The sequence below is a fragment of the Campylobacter sp. BCW_6889 genome (assembly GCF_001762535.1).
Taxonomy (GTDB): domain Bacteria; phylum Campylobacterota; class Campylobacteria; order Campylobacterales; family Campylobacteraceae; genus Campylobacter_D; species Campylobacter_D jejuni.
Genome location: NZ_MJWZ01000007.1, coordinates 21,743 through 40,002 on the forward strand (window position 1 = coordinate 21,743; position 18,260 = coordinate 40,002).

An 18,260-nucleotide genomic window follows, 5' to 3' on the forward strand; every position below is an offset into this window, starting at 1 on the left:
TAAGATGAACAAATTTAGAACTTTTCCACAAATTAACACTCTTATTGAAGATGAGAGCTTAAAATCCTATCCTTTTTATATCAAAGCATTTTTTTGTAAAAAAGTTGTCGCAAAACTAAAAGAAAATTTTTCCCAAGATGAAATTTCTAAAAATAAACTACTTTTAGAAATCAAAAAAGAAATCAAAACTTTTTACCGTAAAGACTTACAAAGTGTGATTAATGCAAGCGGAGTCGTTATACACACAAACCTTGGCAGAAGTGTAATCCATGAAGAACTTTATGAAGCGTGTAAAGATATCATTTGTAATTATTCTAATGTAGAGTTTGATTTAGAAAATGGAAAAAGAGGCTCTCGCTATGCTTTGGTGCTAGAAAAACTTAAAATGCTTTTTGAATGCGAAGATGCTTTAGTGGTCAATAACAACGCTGCGGCAGTTTTTTTAGTACTTAATTCTCTTTGTTACAATAAAGAAATCATAAGCTCAAGAGGAGAACTTGTAGAAATTGGTGGCAGTTTTCGCGTGCCTGAAGTAATAAAAGCTGCAGGTGTAAAGCTTTGCGAAGTTGGAACTAGCAACAAAACACACTTAAAAGACTATGAACAAGCTATCAGTGAAAATACCGCTCTAATTTTAAAAACCCACAAGTCTAATTTCGCTCTTATGGGTTTTCACAGTGAAGTAAATATAAAAGATCTACATGAACTAGCAAAAGAAAAAGGACTTTTGAGTTATTATGATCTAGGTTCTGGCTGGTGTGAAAATTTAAATGAAAAACTGATTAAAAATGAACCTAAAATCAAAAAACTCGTGCAAGAATGTGATATTTTAAGTTTTAGTGGAGATAAACTTTTTGGTAGTGTGCAAGCGGGCATTATACTTGGAAAAAAAGAACTCATAGAAAAGCTTAAACAAAATCAACTTTTAAGAATGCTAAGAGTAGATAAATTAACTCTATCTTTTTTAAACGAAAGCTTAAAAGCTTATTTGCAAAAAGATTATGAAAAAATTATTACCTTAAAACTTTTAAATGATGACTTATCCTTTATAGAAAAAAAAGCTTTAAGAGTGCAAAAAGAATTAATTTTTCAAACCCAGCTTAAAAAAAGCAAAAGTTTAGTAGGAGGAGGTTCTATGCCTGATAAAAGTTTAGATACTTATATACTGACTTTTCAAGGAGATGCTTTAAAACTACAAACTCGATTTAGAAAAGAAAATATCATAGGACGCATTGAAAATGATGAATTTGTTCTTGATTTTAGAACTATACGAGAAAATGAACTTCAAAAACTTATTCTTATAATCAATCAAATGGAAAACTTATGAAATCTGTTATTATAGGAACCGCAGGACATATTGATCATGGAAAAACTTCACTCATTAAAGCTTTAAATGGTTTTGAAGGCGATAGTTTAAAAGAAGAACAAGAAAGACAAATCACCATTAATTTAAGTTTTTCAAATCTTAAATTAAAAGATAAAAACATTTCTTTTATCGATGTTCCAGGACATAAAGATTTGGTTAAAACTATGGTAAGTGGAGCTTTTGGCTTTAGTGTTTGTTTATTTGTCGTAGATATTAACGAAGGTTTAAAAGAACAAAGTTTAGAACATTTAGAAATTTTAAAAATTCTTGATATTAAAAATATCATTTTAGTGCTTAGCAAATGTGATCTTTGTGAAAATATAGAGCAAAAAAGTGTAGAAATTTTAGAAGAGTTAAAAAATTTAGATTATCCCATTTTAAAAGTATTTCACACCAGTATAAAAAATAATCAAGGCATAGAAGAATTAAAAAATTATCTTTATACCATAGAAAACAAAGAAAACGATGAAGAACTGATTTTTCATTATTATATCGATAGAGTTTTTTCTCTAAAAGGCATAGGAACTGTCGTTACAGGCAGTCTTAATGAAGGAAGCATCACTTTAAATGAAAAAATCATCTGTTTAGACACTCAAAAAGAACTCATTGTTAAAAATATACAAAACCACGATACTAATTTAGAGCAAATCAAAGCTTGTAACCGTGTGGCTTTAAGTTTAAATTGTGATTATAAAGAGTTGAAAAAAGGTTATTTGCTAAGTAAAAAAGGTTATTTTAAAGCCTTTAAAGAATGCGATGCTTTAGTTAAAGCAAAAAATTTACAAAATAGCAAAATGATTTTTTGCGTGGGTTCAAGACAAATAGAATGCAAAATAAATATATTAAAAAAACTAGAAAATGATGAATTTTTTGTGCATTTTAGTTTTGATAAAAATGTATTTTTAAGTTTTGATGAGGCTTTTATTTTATTACAAAACAATCGCGTTATAGGCGGTGGTAAGGTTTTAAATCCTTTAAGCGAACCTTTAAAAAAAGAACAAAAAAATAAATTTTTAATGTTTTTGAAAAATAAAGATTTTAAAGCAACTTTTTCTTTCTTAAAAGACGCACATAAATACGGCTTTGGTTTGCTTTCAAGCTATCAAAGATTTAAACTCTCTCATCAAAAAGCATTGAAATTAGCAAAAGAATTAAATCAAGTATTTGTCGATGAAAAAAATCTTAATGTATATCATTTACAAAGTCTAGAAGAAATTAAAAATTTCATCAAATTCATACTTGAAAAAAATCCTTATGCCATGCTTTCAGCACATTCTTTAGCTTTAAGGATTACTTGGGCAAGTGAAAATTTTTGCGAACTCGGACTTAAAGAAATGTCAAATTTATTGGATTTTCAAAATGGAATTTATTTTAAAAAAGGCATAGATTTTGAAAAACTTCAAGAAAAAAATAATAATCAATTATATGAAATTTTAAAAAAACAAGGTATTAAACCCGAAGCTCCTTATAATCTTTATGATTTTTTAGAACTTGATAGAAAAAGCGGAGATAATATACTCAAAAAACTTACCCAAAAAGGCTTAGTTGTAAGACTTTCACACAATCTTTTTATAGAAAAACAAGCTCTTGAAAAACTTATGCAAGAATGTTTAAATTTATTAAAAAATCAAAGTCTTGATGTGCAAAGTATGAAAGAATATTTCAATCTTTCAAGAAAATATGCTATTGCTTATTTAGAATACTTAGACAAATTTCCTCAAGTAAGTAAAGAAGCTGAAAAAAGATTTTTAACAAACATTTAGAAAATCATTATAGAATTAAACATAATTTATTTAAAGGATTTATAAACTATGAAAAAATTAAGTTTAATTCTTGCCTGTTCAGCATCTTTGTTTGCTGCAAGTAATTCAGAAATTAGTGATTTTTATTCAAAAAGCATTAAAGCACAATTTCCAAATGCTACCGTTAGTGTATCAAATCGTCAAAAGGTTGGTAATACGGGTTTTGAAAGTGTTATTGTAAGCGTTGAATTAAATGGACAAAAACAAGAAAACATTCTTTTTACAAAAGATAGTCTTATTACCCCTGATCTTATCGACTTGAAAACGGGAATTTCTTATGCTCAAGAATATGAAATGAAAAAATTTCAAGAAGCAAGAGAAAATTTTACAAAAAATGCTAAAGCTGTAGCACAAAAAGAAACCATGGTAATAGCTTTGGGAGATAAAAATAAACCTGCAATTTATGTTTTTTCGGATCCTGAATGCCCTTATTGTAGAGAACATTTAGCTCAAATTGATGATGAACTTAAAAACTATCAAGTTAATTATATTTTAACTCCAGTACATGGAAAATCTGCTTTTGAAAAATCCGCTCTAATCTACAAAGAAGCAAAAAAAGCAAAAAATGATAAAGAAAAAATCGCAATTTTAAACAAATACTACGATGCAAATATCAAAAATTATCCAAAAGTAAGTGATGCAGAATTAAAAGAAGTTTTTTCCTTATATGAAAAATATCGCTCATTAGGTCTTAGCGCTACTCCAACTATTATTAAATAAACCTAATGTCTAAATTTGCTTTAATTTTAAGCTTTTTTATAGCACTCTTTATGAGTGCTTGCACCAATGCAACTTTCATACAAAGCTTTATTCAAACAAGCAATGAAGGCATTTTTATCAGATCACAAAAACAACAAAGTTTTAAAATTTCCTTTCAAAATCCTAGCCAACTTCAAACTACTTTGGATAGAGATTTGGCTTTAAAACTTAAAAATTTAGGCTTAAAAGAAGTAAAAGAGAATGCAGATTATGAAATTTTAATCAATCTTGTAGATATGAAAAAGCATTCTTATGCTCAAAAAATCACAACTTCAGCAAGATTTTTTTATGATTTTGATCCTTTGGAAAGCAATGGAGAATGGATGGTGGAAAACTACTATACTATGCAGGTTAATTTACAAATCAACTCTAAAAATCACAATTCTCAAAAAACAAGTCTTCTTGCAAGAACGGCTTATCTTGGAAATAAAGAACGCTGTCAATTATCTTTAGAAAATAAAATTATAAATCAAATAGTGAGTTTTTTTTATTTTTAAAAAAGACAATCAAGAGTATAAAGACTCTTGATTTTAAGAATTATTAAGCAAAATAAGGTTTAATTTGTTCTACCCAAGCATCAATTCTTGATTCAGTTTGATCTTCTTGATTATCATTGTCAAGAGCAAGTCCAACAAATTTACCATCTACAACCGCATCGCTTGCTTCAAATGTATAACCATCAGTTGAAACTTCTCCTACCAAATTTGCACCTGCATCTTTTAAATTTTGAGCTAATTTACCCATGCCACCACAAAAAGTGTCAGAATAACTTTCACTATCACCCATACCAAATACAGCTACAGTTTTTCCACCAAGACTAAGTCCTGAAAAATCAAAACCATCCCAATCATCTTGTAAATCACCACTTCCCCAAGTTGAAGTTCCACAAATTAATTTATCGTAAGAATTTATTTTAGATGCATCAATATCTGAGATATTAAAAACATCGCTAATTCCAAGTTTTGAAGCAATTGTATTAGCCGCTCCTTCTGTATTTCCCATAGCACTACCATAGATTACTGCTACTGACATTATTTTCTCCTTATAATTTGATTTGATATTTTATACGGAACTAATTTTAACATAGTTTTGTTTAAATCACACAAAAAATGTTTTATTTCAATAAAATGTGTGAAATTTTTGTTACGCGGACAAACAATATAAAATTTTTCAAAATTATTTTCTTTTATTAAATCCAATAATCCATGAATTTCATTTTCAATTTTTAAATTATATGTATTAATCTCTTTGCAAAGTGGTAAAATTGCAAATTTCTTATCTATTATAATAAGATCACCATCTTGATCTATATTTTTTCCATTATTTTGAAAAGAAACCTTATCATAAACATAAGAGCTAAATAAAATTTGCGCATCAAAACAAATGCCATAAAGATAAATTCTTAAAAGTCTTAAAAGATCGATATTCTTAGATATTTTAGTATTAAAAATTAAGCTTTTTCTTTTTTGAAAGTAGAAAGCGTATGTATTAAGCTTGATATTTATATTTTGAATCTTACCAAATGAAACATGCATTATATCATGTAAAAAATTTCCAAATATCATTTTTAAACTCTTGGTATTTTTTGCATATAAAAGAGGAATTTTTAGAGCGCTATCAACGCTCGCATTATATTGAGTTAAAAAAGTCAACATAAGCTCTTGATTGTTTAAATAGCGATAAATTTGCGGTATAAATTCTCGCTTATCATCAAATCCAAATAACATCTTTAACCTTTATAGCAAGAAAATTCTTTATTAAGATTAAAAATTTTACAATATTCACAATACACACAACTTACACTTCTTTTTGCACAAACTAATGGAATTTTACGCTTTTTAGCTTCACTTTTGATTTTTTTCATAGTATTATGATTTAAAAAGCTTGTTAACATTACTATACATTCTGTATCACAAGGAATCGGCTTGCGATTAACTCTATTTTCATTACGCGCATCCCAGTGTTCTATTTTTTTAGCACCTAAATCATGTAAAACAGCTCTAATAGGAGTGATTTCATCTGCACCAATAACCAAAACTGACATAAATTCTCCTTTGTGATTTTTAAAATATATTTTGATAATTATTATTATAATATAAAAAAACTAAATTTATTTTGAAATTTATTATTAATAAAATGCAATTATTCAGTTAATTTTAATTTTTAATAGATATAATTTACTAATTAATAAATTTTATTATTTAGGAGAAAACAATGAAAAAATTGACTAACGATTTTGGAAACATTATAGCCGATAACCAAAATTCATTAAGCGCAGGCGCAAAAGGACCTTTACTTATGCAAGATTATCTTTTACTTGAAAAACTTGCTCATCAAAATAGAGAAAGAATTCCAGAAAGAACCGTTCATGCTAAGGGAAGTGGAGCTTATGGCGAAATAAAAATTACAGTAGACTTAAGTGCTTATACCAAAGCTAAAATTTTTCAAAAAGGCGAAGTTACTCCATTATTTTTACGCTTTTCAACAGTAGCAGGTGAAGCAGGTGCAGCAGATGCTGAACGCGATGTGAGAGGTTTTGCTATTAAATTTTACACCAAAGAAGGAAACTGGGACTTGGTAGGAAATAACACTCCGACATTCTTCATCCGTGATGCTTATAAATTCCCTGATTTCATCCATACTCAAAAAAGAGATCCAAGAACACATTTAAGAAGCAATAATGCTGCTTGGGATTTTTGGAGTTTATGTCCTGAAAGCTTACATCAAGTAACCATTCTTATGAGTGATAGAGGAATTCCTGCAAGTTATCGTCATATGCATGGATTTGGAAGCCATACTTATAGTTTTATTAATGATAAAAATGAAAGATTTTGGGTGAAATTCCATTTTAAAACCCAACAAGGGATTAAAAATCTTACCAACCAAGAAGCTGCAGAGCTTATAGCAAAGGATAGGGAAAGTCATCAAAGAGATCTCTATAATGCTATAGAAAATAAAGATTTTCCAAAATGGAAAGTTCAAGTTCAAATTCTTGCTGAAAAAGATATAGAAAAGCTTGGATTTAATCCTTTTGATTTAACAAAAATTTGGCCTCATAGTCTTGTACCTTTGATGGATATAGGCGAAATGATTCTAAACAAAAATCCTCAAAATTATTTTAATGAAGTTGAACAAGCTGCCTTTAGTCCAAGCAATATCGTTCCTGGAATTGGCTTTAGCCCTGATAAAATGTTGCAAGCTAGAATTTTTTCATATCCTGATGCACAAAGATATAGAATAGGAACTAATTATCATCTTTTACCAGTAAATCGTGCAAAAAGCGAAGTGAATACTTACAATGTCGCTGGTGCTATGAATTTTGATAATTATAAAAATGATGCAGCTTATTATGAACCAAACAGCTATGATAACAGCCCAAAAGAAGATAAAAGCTATCTTGAACCTGATTTAGTCTTAGAAGGCGTGGCACAAAGATATGCTCCACTAGATAATGACTTTTATACTCAACCAAGAGCTTTATTTAATCTTATGAATGATGATCAAAAAACTCAACTTTTTCATAATATCGCTGCTTCTATGGAAGGAGTTGATGAAAAAATTATCACTAGAGCTTTAGAACATTTTGAAAAAATTTCACCTGATTATGCAAAAGGAATTAAGAAAGCTTTAGAAAAATAATTTTTACTTGCCACTTTTGGTGGCAAACTAAAGATTATAATAATTAAGGAAAAACAATGACAACTCTTAGTTTAGAAGAAGAAAAAAGATTTGAAGAGCTTTGCAAAATGGCTTTTAATTTTGCAAGAAATAATGAATGTGAAAATCTTAAAATCATGATAGAAGCGGGTTTAAATGTAAATTTAAAAACTCATAAAGGCGATAGCTTACTTATGCTTGCAGCTTATAATAATTCTTATGAAAGCGCTAAAATGCTTTTAGAAAAAGGTGCAAAAGTAGATGAAAAAAACGATCGTGGACAAACCCCATTAGCAGGAGTTTGTTTTAAAGGATACTTACCTATGTGTGAACTTTTAGTTAAGTATGGAGCAAATATTGATGAAAACAATGGTTTAGGAATGACACCTTATACTTTTGCTATTATGTTTGGACGCAAAGATGTGGCAGAATTTTTACTCAAAAAATCTAAAAATAATTTTTTAAAGAAAATGAGCCTAAAAATACTAAAATTTATCAAAAAATTTTAGTTATTTTTTAAATTTCTTCAGATACCTATAAACACTAGGTTCTGAAATTTTTAAAAATTTTGCTACGATAGGAACCGCTCCTTTTATATTAAAAATACCTTTTTCATATAGCTTTTCAGCAATTTCTTCTTTTTGGGTAATACTTAATTGATAATCAGAATTTAAATAACTAGAATCTACACTTTGAACTAAAATATCCTCTATCGAGTGACTTAATGTTTCTATGCTTGAATCATTTTGAGAAAAACTAATATTTCCTAAAATATCACCCATATCTCCAATTTTTTCTAAATCAATCATCTTGCATATTAAATCTCTCATAATGCTAGTATCATGATTGATACACAAAATACCTACTAATTTATCATGATTTTTAATAAAAAAAGTAGATCCTCTAATTAATTTTGATTTTCCAACAAGAGCCTTATAATCACATAAAAAATCTTTTTCTAAATATTTTTTATTTTGCATAAGCTCACTTGCAAAAGCAGTCAAGGGGGAATCTAAACTTCTCCCACTAATGTGATTATTAGCAATTGCCGCAATATAAGCTCCATCTTCAGTAATTACATGAAATACTATCTCATATTGCTCACCTAGGACTTCTCCTAAAAAATATGTCAACTTTATAAATTGTTGTTTTTGTCCCTCATCCATAAAACCGCCTTCAATAAAAATTAATATAATATTAAATTCTACTCTTTATACTTTAAAACATTTCTTAAAAAATAAAATTTTATTATTATAATAATAAACTATTGACAAGTTATTATTGTAGTGATAAAATTCACTCTGCTTAATCTATATTTAACAAAGGAGAATTCATGTCAAACTATCCAAAAGCTATTGGTCCATACTCAGCTTACAGAGAAGCAAATGGACTTTTATTTATATCAGGACAACTTCCTATCAACCCTGCTTCAGGAGAAATAGAAAGCTCTGATATCAAAGAACAAACCAAACAATCTTTGAAAAATATCGGTGCTATTTTAGAAGAAAATGGTATCAGTTATGATAAAGTGATTAAAACCACTTGCTTTTTAGCTGATATTAATGATTTTATAGCATTTAATGAAATTTATGCTGAATTTTTTAAAGATCCTTATCCAGCAAGAAGTGCTTTTGCGGTAAAAGATCTGCCAAAAAAAGCTAAAGTAGAGATAGAGATTATCGCTCAAAAAGGCTAAAATATGCTAGGTATTGTTTTATCTCTATTTAGCATTTTTTTACTTGTTTTTATGCTTTATAAAAAAATCAATGCTCACATGGCATTGCTTTTAAGTGGTTTACTTTTACTTTCCTTAGCTGCTATTTTTGGACTTTCTCCACACATTGTCGCTAAAGGTTCTTTAAATTTAGGTTTTTTTGATATTTTTCAAGTTTTTAATCAAACCATGTCAAGTACATTAGCAGGGCTTGGACTTACACTTATGACTATAGCAGGTTTTTCTGCTTATATGGATCATGTAGGGGCTTCTTATGCACTTTTTAAAGTTTTTGAAAAACCTTTAAAAGCCGTAAAATCTCCTTATGTTTTACTCATAGTTGCTTATTTTATCGTGCAATTTTTAGTTCTTTTCATCCCTTCTCACGCAGGCTTGGCACTTTTACTTATGGTTACTATGTATCCTATACTTGTACGCTCTGGTGTTTCAAAACTTTCTGCCTTAAGTGTGATTGCTATTTGTCAATATATCGATCATGGACCTGGAAGTGGAAATGTGATCATGGCCTCAGAAAAAGCTGAAGTTGATCCTGCAATTTATTTTGTTCATTATCAACTCCCTACGACTTTACCTATCATTATAGCTGTAGGTATTGCAATATATCTTTGCAATAAATTTTTTGACAAAAAAGATAATTTTGTCTTCAATGCACAAGAAATTGAAAAAGAACTAAATGAAAATGAAGGCAAAGAAAAAGAACTTAAAAAACCTCCTAGAATTTATGCGATTTTACCTATAATTCCTTTGGTTTTAATCCTAGGATTTAGTTCAGTACTCGATAGCATCTTGGTTTTAATGGGAATAAGTAGCGCTGAAGAAGTCAAAGCAGCTGCTAGTACCGCAATTAAAATGAATGTTCCAGTAGCAATGGTGATTTCAACTTTTGTGGCTATTATTTTTGAAATGATACGCTATAAAAGCATAGTAGAAACTCTTAATTCTATTATGATTTTCTTTAAAGGAATGGGACATTTATTTGTTATCACAGTTTCACTCATCGTTTGTGGTCAAGTATTTGCAAGTGGTCTTTTATCTGTAGGTTTTGTAGATACTTTAATAGAATTTTGCAAAAATGCAGGATTTGGAGTTTTGGCTATTATTATCGTCGTTTCAATCTTGCTTGCAGTTTGTGCTTTCTTAATGGGTTCAGGAAATGCAGCATTTTTTAGTTTTGCTCCACTTATCCCAAATATAGCAAAACACTTTGGAGTTGAAACTATCACCATGATAGCACCAATTCAAATCATGACGGGCTTTGGAAGATGTGTTAGTCCTATTGCACCAGCGATTTTAGCTATCTCAGCCATTGCAAAAGTAAGTCCTTTTGCCGTGGTTAAAAGAACAGCTATTCCTATGCTTGTAGCGGCTATTGTAAATGTTATTATGACTTATATTTATCTTTAAAAAGGAGAAAAAATGAACTCAAAAACTAAACTTATTCATTGTGGCAGAGGTGATCAAGGCGCTGAAGTAAGATCAGTTAATCCTACACTTATGCGTGCATCAACCATACTTTTTAAAGATCACGCAACTTGGCAAAAATACAGAGAATTAAGAAAAACAGATCGTGTTTTAAGCTATGGGGCTAGAGGAACAACAACCAATTTTGAACTTGAAAAACTTATTTGCACTCTAGAAGGTGGTTATAGAGCACAACTTTTCCCAACAGGACTTGCAGCATTAGCTATGGTGCTTTTAAACTATGCAAGCAAAGATGCGCATTTTTTAATCACTGATGCAATTTATGGGCCTGTAAGAACGATTTGCGAATTATTTTTAGACAAAATGGGAGTTGAAATTGATTTTTTAAAAGCTGATGCAAGTGATGTAGAAGAAAAAATCAAACCTAATACCAAGCTTATCCTATGTGAAAGTCCAGGTTCTATACTTTATGAAATCATAGATTTACCAAAACTTTGCAAAATTGCCCATGCGCATAATATCCCTGTAGCTATTGACAATACTTATTCTAGTGGATATTTTCTAAATCCTTTAGAACTTGGAGTGGATATTTCAGTTATCGCCGCTACAAAATATCTTAGCGGACACTCTGATGTAACCATGGGTATAGTAGTAATCAACGAAAAAGAATGGAAAAATTTTGACAAACTTCCAGAAGCTTTAGGCTTTACAACAAGTCCTGATGATGCTTACTTAGTACTTCGTGGTATGAGAACACTAGATGTAAGAATGAAAGCCCATGAAAAAAGTGCTGATGAAATTGTAGAGTTTTTACAAAGTAGAAAAGAAATTAAAACAATTTTCTATCCAAAACTCAAATCCCACCCAAATCATAAAATTTTCATGCGTGATCATAAAGGTGCAAATGGTATGATTACCATAGAATTTGCAGAAGGTTATAGCAAAGAGGATGCTATTAAATTTGTAGATAAACTAGAATACTTTTCAATTGGTGCTAGCTGGGGTGGATATGAAAGCTTAGCCACCGTAACTACTCCGCCTAGAACCGCAACAGACCTAAGCGCAAGAGGGCCATTTGTAAGATTTCATATAGGTCTTGAAGATACTAAAGATTTAATTGCTGATTTAACACAAGCTTTTGATAGTATTAAAAAATAAGGAGATAAGATGACAGGAATTAGCGTATTTGATCATAGATTGCTAGCAGACTCATGGAGCACGCAGGAAATGCGTGCTATTTTTTGCGAACAAAACCGTATACAAAAATGGCTCGATGTTGAAGCAGCTTTAGCAAAAGCACAAGCAAAACTTAAAATTATCCCGAAAAAAGCAGCTGATGAGATCGCAAAAAAAGCTCATTATAAATTTATGGATATGGACTTTATCTTTGCTGAATTTAAAAAGACCAAACACCCTTTAGTTCCTACTGTAAGAGGATTAGAAAAAGCTTGCGATAATAATTTAGGCGAATATGTGCATTTTGGAGTAACCACTCAAGATATCATCGATACAGGACTGGTTTTACAATTTAAAGAAGCAATGACTCTTGTAAAAAGCGAATTAAAAGCTATCGCAAAAGCCCTAGCAAAACTAGCTAAAACCCATAAAAATACTGCTATGATGGGAAGAACTTTAGCACTTCAGGCTTTGCCTATTACTTTCGGACATAAAGTGGCTATTTGGTTAAGCGAACTTGAGCGTCATTTTGAAAGAATACTTGAGCTTGAAAAAAGACTTTATGTAGGCAGTATAGTAGGCGCTGTAGGAACTAAAGCGAGTTTAAGTGATGAGTGCAATGAAGTAGAAAAACTCACTTTAGAAAATTTAGGACTTGATGTGCCTAATATTTCTTGGCAGAGTGCACGTGATCGCTTTATAGAACTTGGTTTTGTACTAGGTAATATCAATGCAACCTTTAACAAAATCGCTCATGAAATTTTAATCCTTTCTCATAATGAAATTGATGAAGTTGCTGAACCTTTTGGCAAAGGACAAGTAGGATCAAGCACTATGCCACACAAAAGAAATCCTGCAGTAAGCGAAAATGCAGTTACAGTAAGCAATGCCTTTAAAGCAAATTTAGCCATTTTAAGTGATATTGAAAGACATGAACATGAAAGAGATGGTCAAGTTTGGAAAATGGAATGGAAGCTTTTACCTGAAATGTTTTTAATGCTTTCTATGGTTTTAGCAAATATGAAATTCGCTCTTAGTGATTTAGAAGTAAAAAAAGACAAAATGCTTAAAAATTTAAATACTCTTAATGGTTTTGTTTTAGCCGAGCGTGTTATGTTTGCATTAAGCGATCATTATGGAAAACAACATGCCCATGAAATTGTTTATGAAAATGCTATGCTAGGTATAGAAAAACAAAAAACTTTTAAAGAAGTTTTACTTGCAGATAAAAGAGTATCTAAGGTATTGAAAGAAAAAGAAATTGATGCTTTACTTGATGCAACAACCTATGTAGGATATGCACCAAAACTTGTAGATGAATTTTTAGCAAAAATCAAAAATAGCGCTATCTTAAAATAGGAAAAATCATGTTCTATAGTGAAATTTTAGCGGATTTTATTTTCAATCTTAAATATGAAAATATCCCTAATGCAGTTGTTCAAAGGGCTAAAGAGCTTATGCTTGATAGCCTTGGAACAGCTATAGCAGCAAGCAAAGAAGAATGTGTTTTAAATGCTTTTAAAGCTTTTGAAAATTTAAGCACAGAAAAAAATACCCCTATTTGGGTAAATGATCAAAAATTAGATCCTATATACGCAGCCATGCTAGATGGCATTGCTTCTCATGCGTTAGATTTTGACGATACGCATACAGAAGCGATTTTGCATGCAAGTGCGATTTTAACTCCACTTTGTTTAAATTATGGTTTTCATGTTAGCAAAGATGCAAAAAAAATCATTAAAGCTTTTATAGTAGGCTGGGAAATTGCAGCTAGAGTAGGCATTGCAAGCAAAGGTACTTTTCATAAGCGTGGTTTTCATACTACTGCTATTGCGGGAATTTTTGGAAGCGTGAGTGCAAGTGCAATCTTGCTAGATCTTAACAAAGAACAAATCATCAATGCTTTAGGACTTGCAGGAAGTTTTGCAAGTGGGGTTAATGAGTTTTTATCCAATGGATCTAATTCAAAAGTTTTACATATTGCCAATGCTATTAAAAACGGCATTATGGTAGCTCATTTTGCTAAAAACAATATGAGTGGACCTTTGAGTATTTTTGAAGGTAGGGATAATATCTTTAAATGTTTTGGCATAGAAGAAGAATGCGATAAAACAGAACTTAGCAAAGCCTTAGGAGAAATTTGGCAAACCATGCAAGTTTCAATCAAGCCTTATCCAAGTTGTCATTTTGCTCATGGGCTTATTGATTGTGCTATTGCTTTAAAAAATGATGGTTTAAAAGCTGATGAAATTAAAAGTATTCGTTGTTTTGTAGATGAAGTTCCTATTTCTTTTATCTGCGATCCTTTAGAAGCAAAATACACTCCACATAGTGCTTATGAAGCTAAATTTTCCATGCCTTTTTTAATGGCTCTAGGATTCTTTGATGGTAAAATCACTCTTGAATCTTATGAAAATTTAAAGCGTGAAGAAGTACTAAAATTTGCTAAAAAAATCAGCTATGAAAAAAGAAAATCTCAAGGCTTTCCAAAATATTTTCCAGGGCATTTAGAAGCCAGTTTGCAAGATGGACGCACAATCCAAAAAGATGTTTTTATCAATAAAGGTAATTTTGATAATCCACTAAGTTTTGAAGAACTAAAAGCTAAATTTTTAGCCAATGCACAAATTTACCTTGATCATACTAAGGCTAATAAAATTCTAGATCAAATCATTAATCTAGAAAATTTAAACCACTTTTCTTTTTAAACATTTATCCTTCTTTTTTAAGAAGGATAATTTCATTACACTTTTTTATTATAATATTTATTATTAATTTAGGAATTACAATGACTTTAAACGAGTTAAAAGATGGACAAAAGGCTATTATTGTCAATTTAAACGCTCAAAAAGAACTCAAAAATAGACTTTTAAGCTTTGGATTTATCAAAAATAAAAACTTGAAAAAAATTCACTCCTCTTTAAAAAATGCCACCATAATGGTAGAACTTGATACAAGTTGTGTTATCCTAAGATCTGATGAAGCTAAAACCATAGAAGTGAATCTTATATGAAAAAAATCAAAATAGCCCTTGTAGGTCAGCCTAATGTAGGCAAAAGTCTTCTCATTAATGTGCTTTGCAAAGCCAATATGAAAGTAGGAAATTTTAGCGGAGTTACTATAGAAAAAGCAAGTGCAAAAACTTTTTACAAAAACTATGAATTTGAAGTCATCGACTTGCCAGGAACTTATTCTTTAGATGGATATAGCGAAGAAGAAAAAATCACACGCCATTTTTTAAATCAAAATGACTATGATGTTATTGTTAATGTTTTAGATGCTACCAATTTAGAACGCAATCTTATCCTTAGCGCAGAACTTTTAAGTCTTAATAAAAAAATGCTTTTAGCTTTAAATATGTGCGATGAAGCCAAAAAAGAAGGTATAGAGCTTGACACTTCTGTTTTAAGCCAAGAATTTCAAAGTCAAGTTGTTGAAATTTCAGCAAAAACAAAAGAAAATTTAGAACTTTTGCTGCAAAAAATTATTATTTTATTTGAAAGTAAATTTATTCCAAGATCTCAATTTTATACTCCACTTTGCGAAAAAAGTCTAGAGAAAGAAGATTTATTATATTTTATTAATGAACTTTCAAAAAAAATTATCACACACAAAAAAGAAGAAAGAAATTTAACCAAAAAAATCGATGCCTTACTTATCCATAAATTCTTTGGCTTACCTATATTTTTATTTTTAATGTGGCTTTTATTTCAACTCACCTTTAGCTTAGGACAAATTCCTATGGATTATATAGAATCAGGCTTTAATGCCTTGGGTGAATTTGTTAAAAACAATATTTCTAATACCTTTATCGCTTCAGCTTTGGCTGATGGGATTATCGCAGGTGTTGGTGCTGTGATACTTTTTTTACCTAATATAATGATTTTATTTTTAGGCATAGCTCTTTTAGAAACCACAGGCTATATGTCAAGAGTAGCTTTTTTACTTGATGGGATTTTACATAAATTTGGTTTGCATGGTAAAAGTTTTATTCCGCTAATCACTGGTTTTGGTTGTTCGGTACCTGCTTTTATGGCTACACGCACTCTTAAGAACAAAAGGGATAGACTTTTAACTCTTTTTGTGATCAATTTTATGAGTTGTGGGGCAAGACTTCCTGTATATGTGCTTTTTATTGGTGCTTTTTTTCCAAGTGAAAAAGCAGGAAATTATCTTTTTGGAATTTATATTTTAGGTGCGATTTTAGGACTTTGTGCTGCAAAATTTTTAAGAATGACAGCATTTCGTGGACTTGATGAACCTTTTGTTATGGAAATGCCAAAATATCGTATGCCAAATTGGTATTTAGTTTGGTTTATGGTTTATAATAAAGCCAAAATGTATCTTAAAAAAGCAGGAACTTTCATACTTTTGGCCTCTTTGCTTATATGGTTTGCTAGTAATTTTCCAAAAAGTGAAGAAAATTTAAATGATTTTAATGCTCAAGAAAGAGCTATAGAACAAAGTTATTTAGGACAATTTGGCAAAAGCATAGAACCTATTTTTCAACCCCTTGAGTTAGATTGGAAATTAAGCGTATCTTTAATCAGTGGTTTGGCTGCTAAAGAAGTGATGATTTCAACTATGGGAGTGCTTTATTCACTAGGAAAAGATGTAGATGAAACAAATAATGATTTAAAAGGAATTATCGCTAAAAATATACCTATACCAAGTGCAGTGGCTTTTATTTTATTTGTAATGATTTATAATCCTTGCTTTGCAGCAACTATAGTTTTTTCAAAAGAAAGTGGAAAGCTAAAATATACTCTCTTTCTCTTTCTTTTTACCTGCACAAGTGCTTATATAGTAGCTTTTATAGGACTTCATATTGCTAAAATTTTATTAAACTAACTTGCTTTTAATGATGAAATTTTAGTAATATTATCTTCAAAAGCTTTTAAAATGCTATAAGCAATACCTTCAAAATCAAGTCCACCGCAAAGATAGATTAAAGTCATACGAAAAGATTTACTCACATCAAGCTTTGGTTTTTCAGCGTTCATATTTAACTTAAAATCATAAGGACTTGCATGTTTAAAAGCATAATTTTTTGCCGCAATTAAAAAATCATTCTTATCTTTTAAAAACTCTCCTTTAACTAAAATAAAGCTTATTTCAAGATATTTCCAAAAATCTTTTGAAGGCATAGGATTTTCATCAAAATTTTGCTCTATAAAAGTATAGTTTTTTTCAAAGGATTTTTTATAATTTTCTACAAGCAAAGCACCTAATTTATTTTTAGCTATATTTTGTAAAATAAGTTTTATATTGCTTTCAAATTCAAAATCTATTTGTTCTAAAATTTTAATTTGCTCTTCTAGAAAAAATTCTTGTTTTAACTCTTCATTACAAAGTTTAGCGTAAGAAAAAATATTTGCCATAGGTTTTTCATAACTCCCAAACTCATCCCAAAAATTTTTCTCACTACAGGCTATACAACCATGTCCTGCGGCCACTGGCCAAGAAGTTTTAGCATTGAATTTCACTTTAGGACAGTTATTGTAAGTATAAGGTCCTTTACAACCTATCTTAAATAAACAAGCTCCATTCTTTGCAGCCTCATCGTCAAAATGTTCAGCAAAAATCCCACTTTCAAATTTTGCCTTTCTTTCACACATATCATGCAGGCATTTACCATAAGCCCAAACAGGACGATTTTGCTCATCAAGTTCAGGTAAAACTCCAAATAAAGCAAAAAAACTTAAAGTCGCAATGATATTTATATCACTTGGAGGACAACCTGGGATATTTACTACTTTCTGACTTAAAACTTCACTAATACCACAAGTTTTACTAGGATTTGGATAAGCAGCCTGAATACCACCATAACTTGAACAAGTACCCACTGCAAAGATAGCCTTGGCTTTAGCGGCTAGTTTTTCTAAAATTTCATAGCCACTCTCTCCTTGTGCTCCTATAGTAAGAAAAAAGGTATCAATGGCTGCAACACCACCTTCAACCGCTAAAATAAAATCTTCTTCTAAAACATGCTCTAAAAGCTCTTCAGCTTTAGTGCCATTTGCTGCCATTAAAGTTTCATGATATTCTAAAGAAAAAAAATCAAAAATAAGCTCATCAAAACTTGGCAACTCAGAACGCAACAAACTCTCACTACACCCTGTACATTCACAAAGATGAAGCCATACTAACTTTGTTTTAGGTGCGATTTGAAAAAATCTTTGAGCAAGAGCTGGAATTTCATTGCCTAAAGTTAAATGCCTAGCAGGAATTTTTACACTTTCTTCATTAATAACCTTATCCTCTTTTAAAGTAGAATTCTCAAGTTTTTTAATGCGATCTTCAAGTATATTTTTTAATTCTTCATTGCTAAGCTTTGCCATTT

18 protein-coding genes are annotated in these 18,260 nt (G+C 30.2%); 13 read left to right on the forward strand and 5 right to left on the reverse strand.

From position 1 onward, the window contains the following. Positions 1 to 4: 4 nt before the first annotated feature. Genes selA through AJ939_RS00675 form a run of 4 tightly spaced genes read left to right on the forward strand, consistent with a single transcriptional unit; the run spans position 5 to position 4,424 of the window. A complete protein-coding gene (selA, locus tag AJ939_RS00660) occupies positions 5 to 1,327 on the forward strand; it encodes an L-seryl-tRNA(Sec) selenium transferase (protein ID WP_070275973.1) in 1,323 nt (440 codons plus the stop codon). Further along, entirely contained in the window at positions 1,324 to 3,129 is a 1,806-nt protein-coding gene (gene selB, locus AJ939_RS00665; RefSeq protein WP_070275974.1) for a selenocysteine-specific translation elongation factor, read from the forward strand. Before selA ends, selB begins: the two co-directional genes overlap by 4 nt. Positions 3,130 to 3,177: 48 nt before the next feature. Then, a complete protein-coding gene (locus AJ939_RS00670; protein ID WP_002855861.1) occupies positions 3,178 to 3,888 on the forward strand; it encodes a thioredoxin fold domain-containing protein in 711 nt (236 codons plus the stop codon). Between the two features lie 5 nt (positions 3,889 to 3,893). Further along, a complete protein-coding gene (locus AJ939_RS00675; protein ID WP_070261097.1) occupies positions 3,894 to 4,424 on the forward strand; it encodes a hypothetical protein in 531 nt (176 codons plus the stop codon). A gap of 43 nt (positions 4,425 to 4,467) precedes the next feature. Here the strand turns inward: AJ939_RS00675 and fldA are convergent, their stop codons facing one another. From fldA to AJ939_RS00690, 3 genes are read right to left on the reverse strand one after another with little or no spacing between them, the layout of a single operon-like run. After that, on the reverse strand, positions 4,468 to 4,959 hold the full coding sequence (gene fldA, locus AJ939_RS00680) for a flavodoxin FldA (protein WP_002871975.1): 492 nt from the start codon (positions 4,957 to 4,959) through the stop codon (positions 4,468 to 4,470). Then, on the reverse strand, positions 4,959 to 5,654 hold the full coding sequence (locus tag AJ939_RS00685) for a hypothetical protein (RefSeq protein WP_060816378.1): 696 nt from the start codon (positions 5,652 to 5,654) through the stop codon (positions 4,959 to 4,961). Before AJ939_RS00685 ends, fldA begins: the two co-directional genes overlap by 1 nt. Before the next feature lie 2 nt (positions 5,655 to 5,656). After that, positions 5,657 to 5,971, reverse strand: coding sequence for a DUF2325 domain-containing protein (locus tag AJ939_RS00690; protein WP_002870622.1), 315 nt, complete (start codon positions 5,969 to 5,971; stop codon positions 5,657 to 5,659). Positions 5,972 to 6,141: 170 nt separating this feature from the next. On the opposite strand from AJ939_RS00690, the gene AJ939_RS00695 reads away from it, so the two are divergent. Next, on the forward strand, positions 6,142 to 7,566 hold the full coding sequence (locus AJ939_RS00695) for a catalase (RefSeq protein WP_070275975.1): 1,425 nt from the start codon (positions 6,142 to 6,144) through the stop codon (positions 7,564 to 7,566). A 56-nt stretch (positions 7,567 to 7,622) separates the two neighbouring features. Next, complete coding sequence (locus AJ939_RS00700) at positions 7,623 to 8,093, forward strand: Cj1386 family hemin-binding protein (RefSeq protein WP_002862058.1); 471 nt, start codon at positions 7,623 to 7,625, stop codon at positions 8,091 to 8,093. On the opposite strand, the gene AJ939_RS00705 is transcribed toward AJ939_RS00700, so the two are convergent. Further along, complete coding sequence (locus AJ939_RS00705) at positions 8,094 to 8,750, reverse strand: transcriptional regulator (protein ID WP_002859670.1); 657 nt, start codon at positions 8,748 to 8,750, stop codon at positions 8,094 to 8,096. A gap of 167 nt (positions 8,751 to 8,917) precedes the next feature. Here AJ939_RS00705 and AJ939_RS00710 point away from each other — a divergent pair, with 167 nt between their 5' ends. The 7 genes from AJ939_RS00710 to feoB all read left to right on the forward strand — a co-directional run bounded on the left by AJ939_RS00710 (position 8,918) and on the right by feoB (position 16,768). Then, positions 8,918 to 9,280 (forward strand): RidA family protein, encoded by a 363-nt coding sequence (locus AJ939_RS00710; protein WP_002870619.1) that lies wholly within the window; start codon positions 8,918 to 8,920, stop codon positions 9,278 to 9,280. A gap of 3 nt (positions 9,281 to 9,283) precedes the next feature. Then, positions 9,284 to 10,723, forward strand: a complete 1,440-nt coding sequence (gene dcuC, locus AJ939_RS00715) for a C4-dicarboxylate transporter DcuC (protein ID WP_002870618.1) — start codon at positions 9,284 to 9,286, stop codon at positions 10,721 to 10,723. Positions 10,724 to 10,735: 12 nt separating this feature from the next. After that, positions 10,736 to 11,899 (forward strand): trans-sulfuration enzyme family protein, encoded by a 1,164-nt coding sequence (locus AJ939_RS00720; RefSeq protein WP_070275976.1) that lies wholly within the window; start codon positions 10,736 to 10,738, stop codon positions 11,897 to 11,899. Between the two features lie 9 nt (positions 11,900 to 11,908). After that, the gene (gene purB, locus AJ939_RS00725) at positions 11,909 to 13,276 is read left to right on the forward strand and encodes an adenylosuccinate lyase (protein ID WP_070275977.1); all 1,368 of its coding nucleotides are present in this window, start codon (positions 11,909 to 11,911) and stop codon (positions 13,274 to 13,276) included. 8 nt (positions 13,277 to 13,284) lie between these two features. Then, complete coding sequence (locus tag AJ939_RS00730; RefSeq protein ID WP_070275978.1) at positions 13,285 to 14,625, forward strand: MmgE/PrpD family protein; 1,341 nt, start codon at positions 13,285 to 13,287, stop codon at positions 14,623 to 14,625. Positions 14,626 to 14,705: 80 nt separating this feature from the next. Then, positions 14,706 to 14,930, forward strand: a complete 225-nt coding sequence (locus AJ939_RS00735) for a ferrous iron transport protein A (protein WP_070275979.1) — start codon at positions 14,706 to 14,708, stop codon at positions 14,928 to 14,930. Continuing rightward, a complete protein-coding gene (feoB, locus tag AJ939_RS00740; RefSeq protein ID WP_070275980.1) occupies positions 14,927 to 16,768 on the forward strand; it encodes a ferrous iron transport protein B in 1,842 nt (613 codons plus the stop codon). The genes AJ939_RS00735 and feoB overlap by 4 nt, the downstream gene beginning before the upstream one ends. Here the strand turns inward: feoB and AJ939_RS00745 are convergent. Then, positions 16,765 to 18,258 (reverse strand): hydrogenase small subunit, encoded by a 1,494-nt coding sequence (locus AJ939_RS00745; protein WP_070275981.1) that lies wholly within the window; start codon positions 18,256 to 18,258, stop codon positions 16,765 to 16,767. The two genes, feoB and AJ939_RS00745, sit on opposite strands and share 4 nt — an antisense overlap. Between the last annotated feature and the right edge of the window lie 2 nt (positions 18,259 to 18,260).

Excerpts from the sequence above, each read along its gene's own strand:
- AJ939_RS00710 (WP_002870619.1), top strand. The coding sequence starts at position 8,918 with ATGTCAAACTATCCAAAAGCTATTGGTCCATACTCAGCTTACAGAGAA.
- AJ939_RS00735 (WP_070275979.1), top strand. The coding sequence starts at position 14,706 with ATGACTTTAAACGAGTTAAAAGATGGACAAAAGGCTATTATTGTCAAT.
- feoB (WP_070275980.1), top strand. The coding sequence starts at position 14,927 with ATGAAAAAAATCAAAATAGCCCTTGTAGGTCAGCCTAATGTAGGCAAA.
- dcuC (WP_002870618.1), top strand. The coding sequence starts at position 9,284 with ATGCTAGGTATTGTTTTATCTCTATTTAGCATTTTTTTACTTGTTTTT.
- AJ939_RS00685 (WP_060816378.1), bottom strand. The coding sequence starts at position 5,654 with ATGTTATTTGGATTTGATGATAAGCGAGAATTTATACCGCAAATTTAT.
- fldA (WP_002871975.1), bottom strand. The coding sequence starts at position 4,959 with ATGTCAGTAGCAGTAATCTATGGTAGTGCTATGGGAAATACAGAAGGA.
- AJ939_RS00675 (WP_070261097.1), top strand. The coding sequence starts at position 3,894 with ATGTCTAAATTTGCTTTAATTTTAAGCTTTTTTATAGCACTCTTTATG.
- AJ939_RS00700 (WP_002862058.1), top strand. The coding sequence starts at position 7,623 with ATGACAACTCTTAGTTTAGAAGAAGAAAAAAGATTTGAAGAGCTTTGC.
- selB (WP_070275974.1), top strand. The coding sequence starts at position 1,324 with ATGAAATCTGTTATTATAGGAACCGCAGGACATATTGATCATGGAAAA.
- AJ939_RS00670 (WP_002855861.1), top strand. The coding sequence starts at position 3,178 with ATGAAAAAATTAAGTTTAATTCTTGCCTGTTCAGCATCTTTGTTTGCT.
- AJ939_RS00730 (WP_070275978.1), top strand. The coding sequence starts at position 13,285 with ATGTTCTATAGTGAAATTTTAGCGGATTTTATTTTCAATCTTAAATAT.
- AJ939_RS00745 (WP_070275981.1), bottom strand. The coding sequence starts at position 18,258 with ATGGCAAAGCTTAGCAATGAAGAATTAAAAAATATACTTGAAGATCGC.
- AJ939_RS00720 (WP_070275976.1), top strand. The coding sequence starts at position 10,736 with ATGAACTCAAAAACTAAACTTATTCATTGTGGCAGAGGTGATCAAGGC.
- selA (WP_070275973.1), top strand. The coding sequence starts at position 5 with ATGAACAAATTTAGAACTTTTCCACAAATTAACACTCTTATTGAAGAT.
- AJ939_RS00705 (WP_002859670.1), bottom strand. The coding sequence starts at position 8,750 with ATGGATGAGGGACAAAAACAACAATTTATAAAGTTGACATATTTTTTA.
- AJ939_RS00690 (WP_002870622.1), bottom strand. The coding sequence starts at position 5,971 with ATGTCAGTTTTGGTTATTGGTGCAGATGAAATCACTCCTATTAGAGCT.
- purB (WP_070275977.1), top strand. The coding sequence starts at position 11,909 with ATGACAGGAATTAGCGTATTTGATCATAGATTGCTAGCAGACTCATGG.
- AJ939_RS00695 (WP_070275975.1), top strand. The coding sequence starts at position 6,142 with ATGAAAAAATTGACTAACGATTTTGGAAACATTATAGCCGATAACCAA.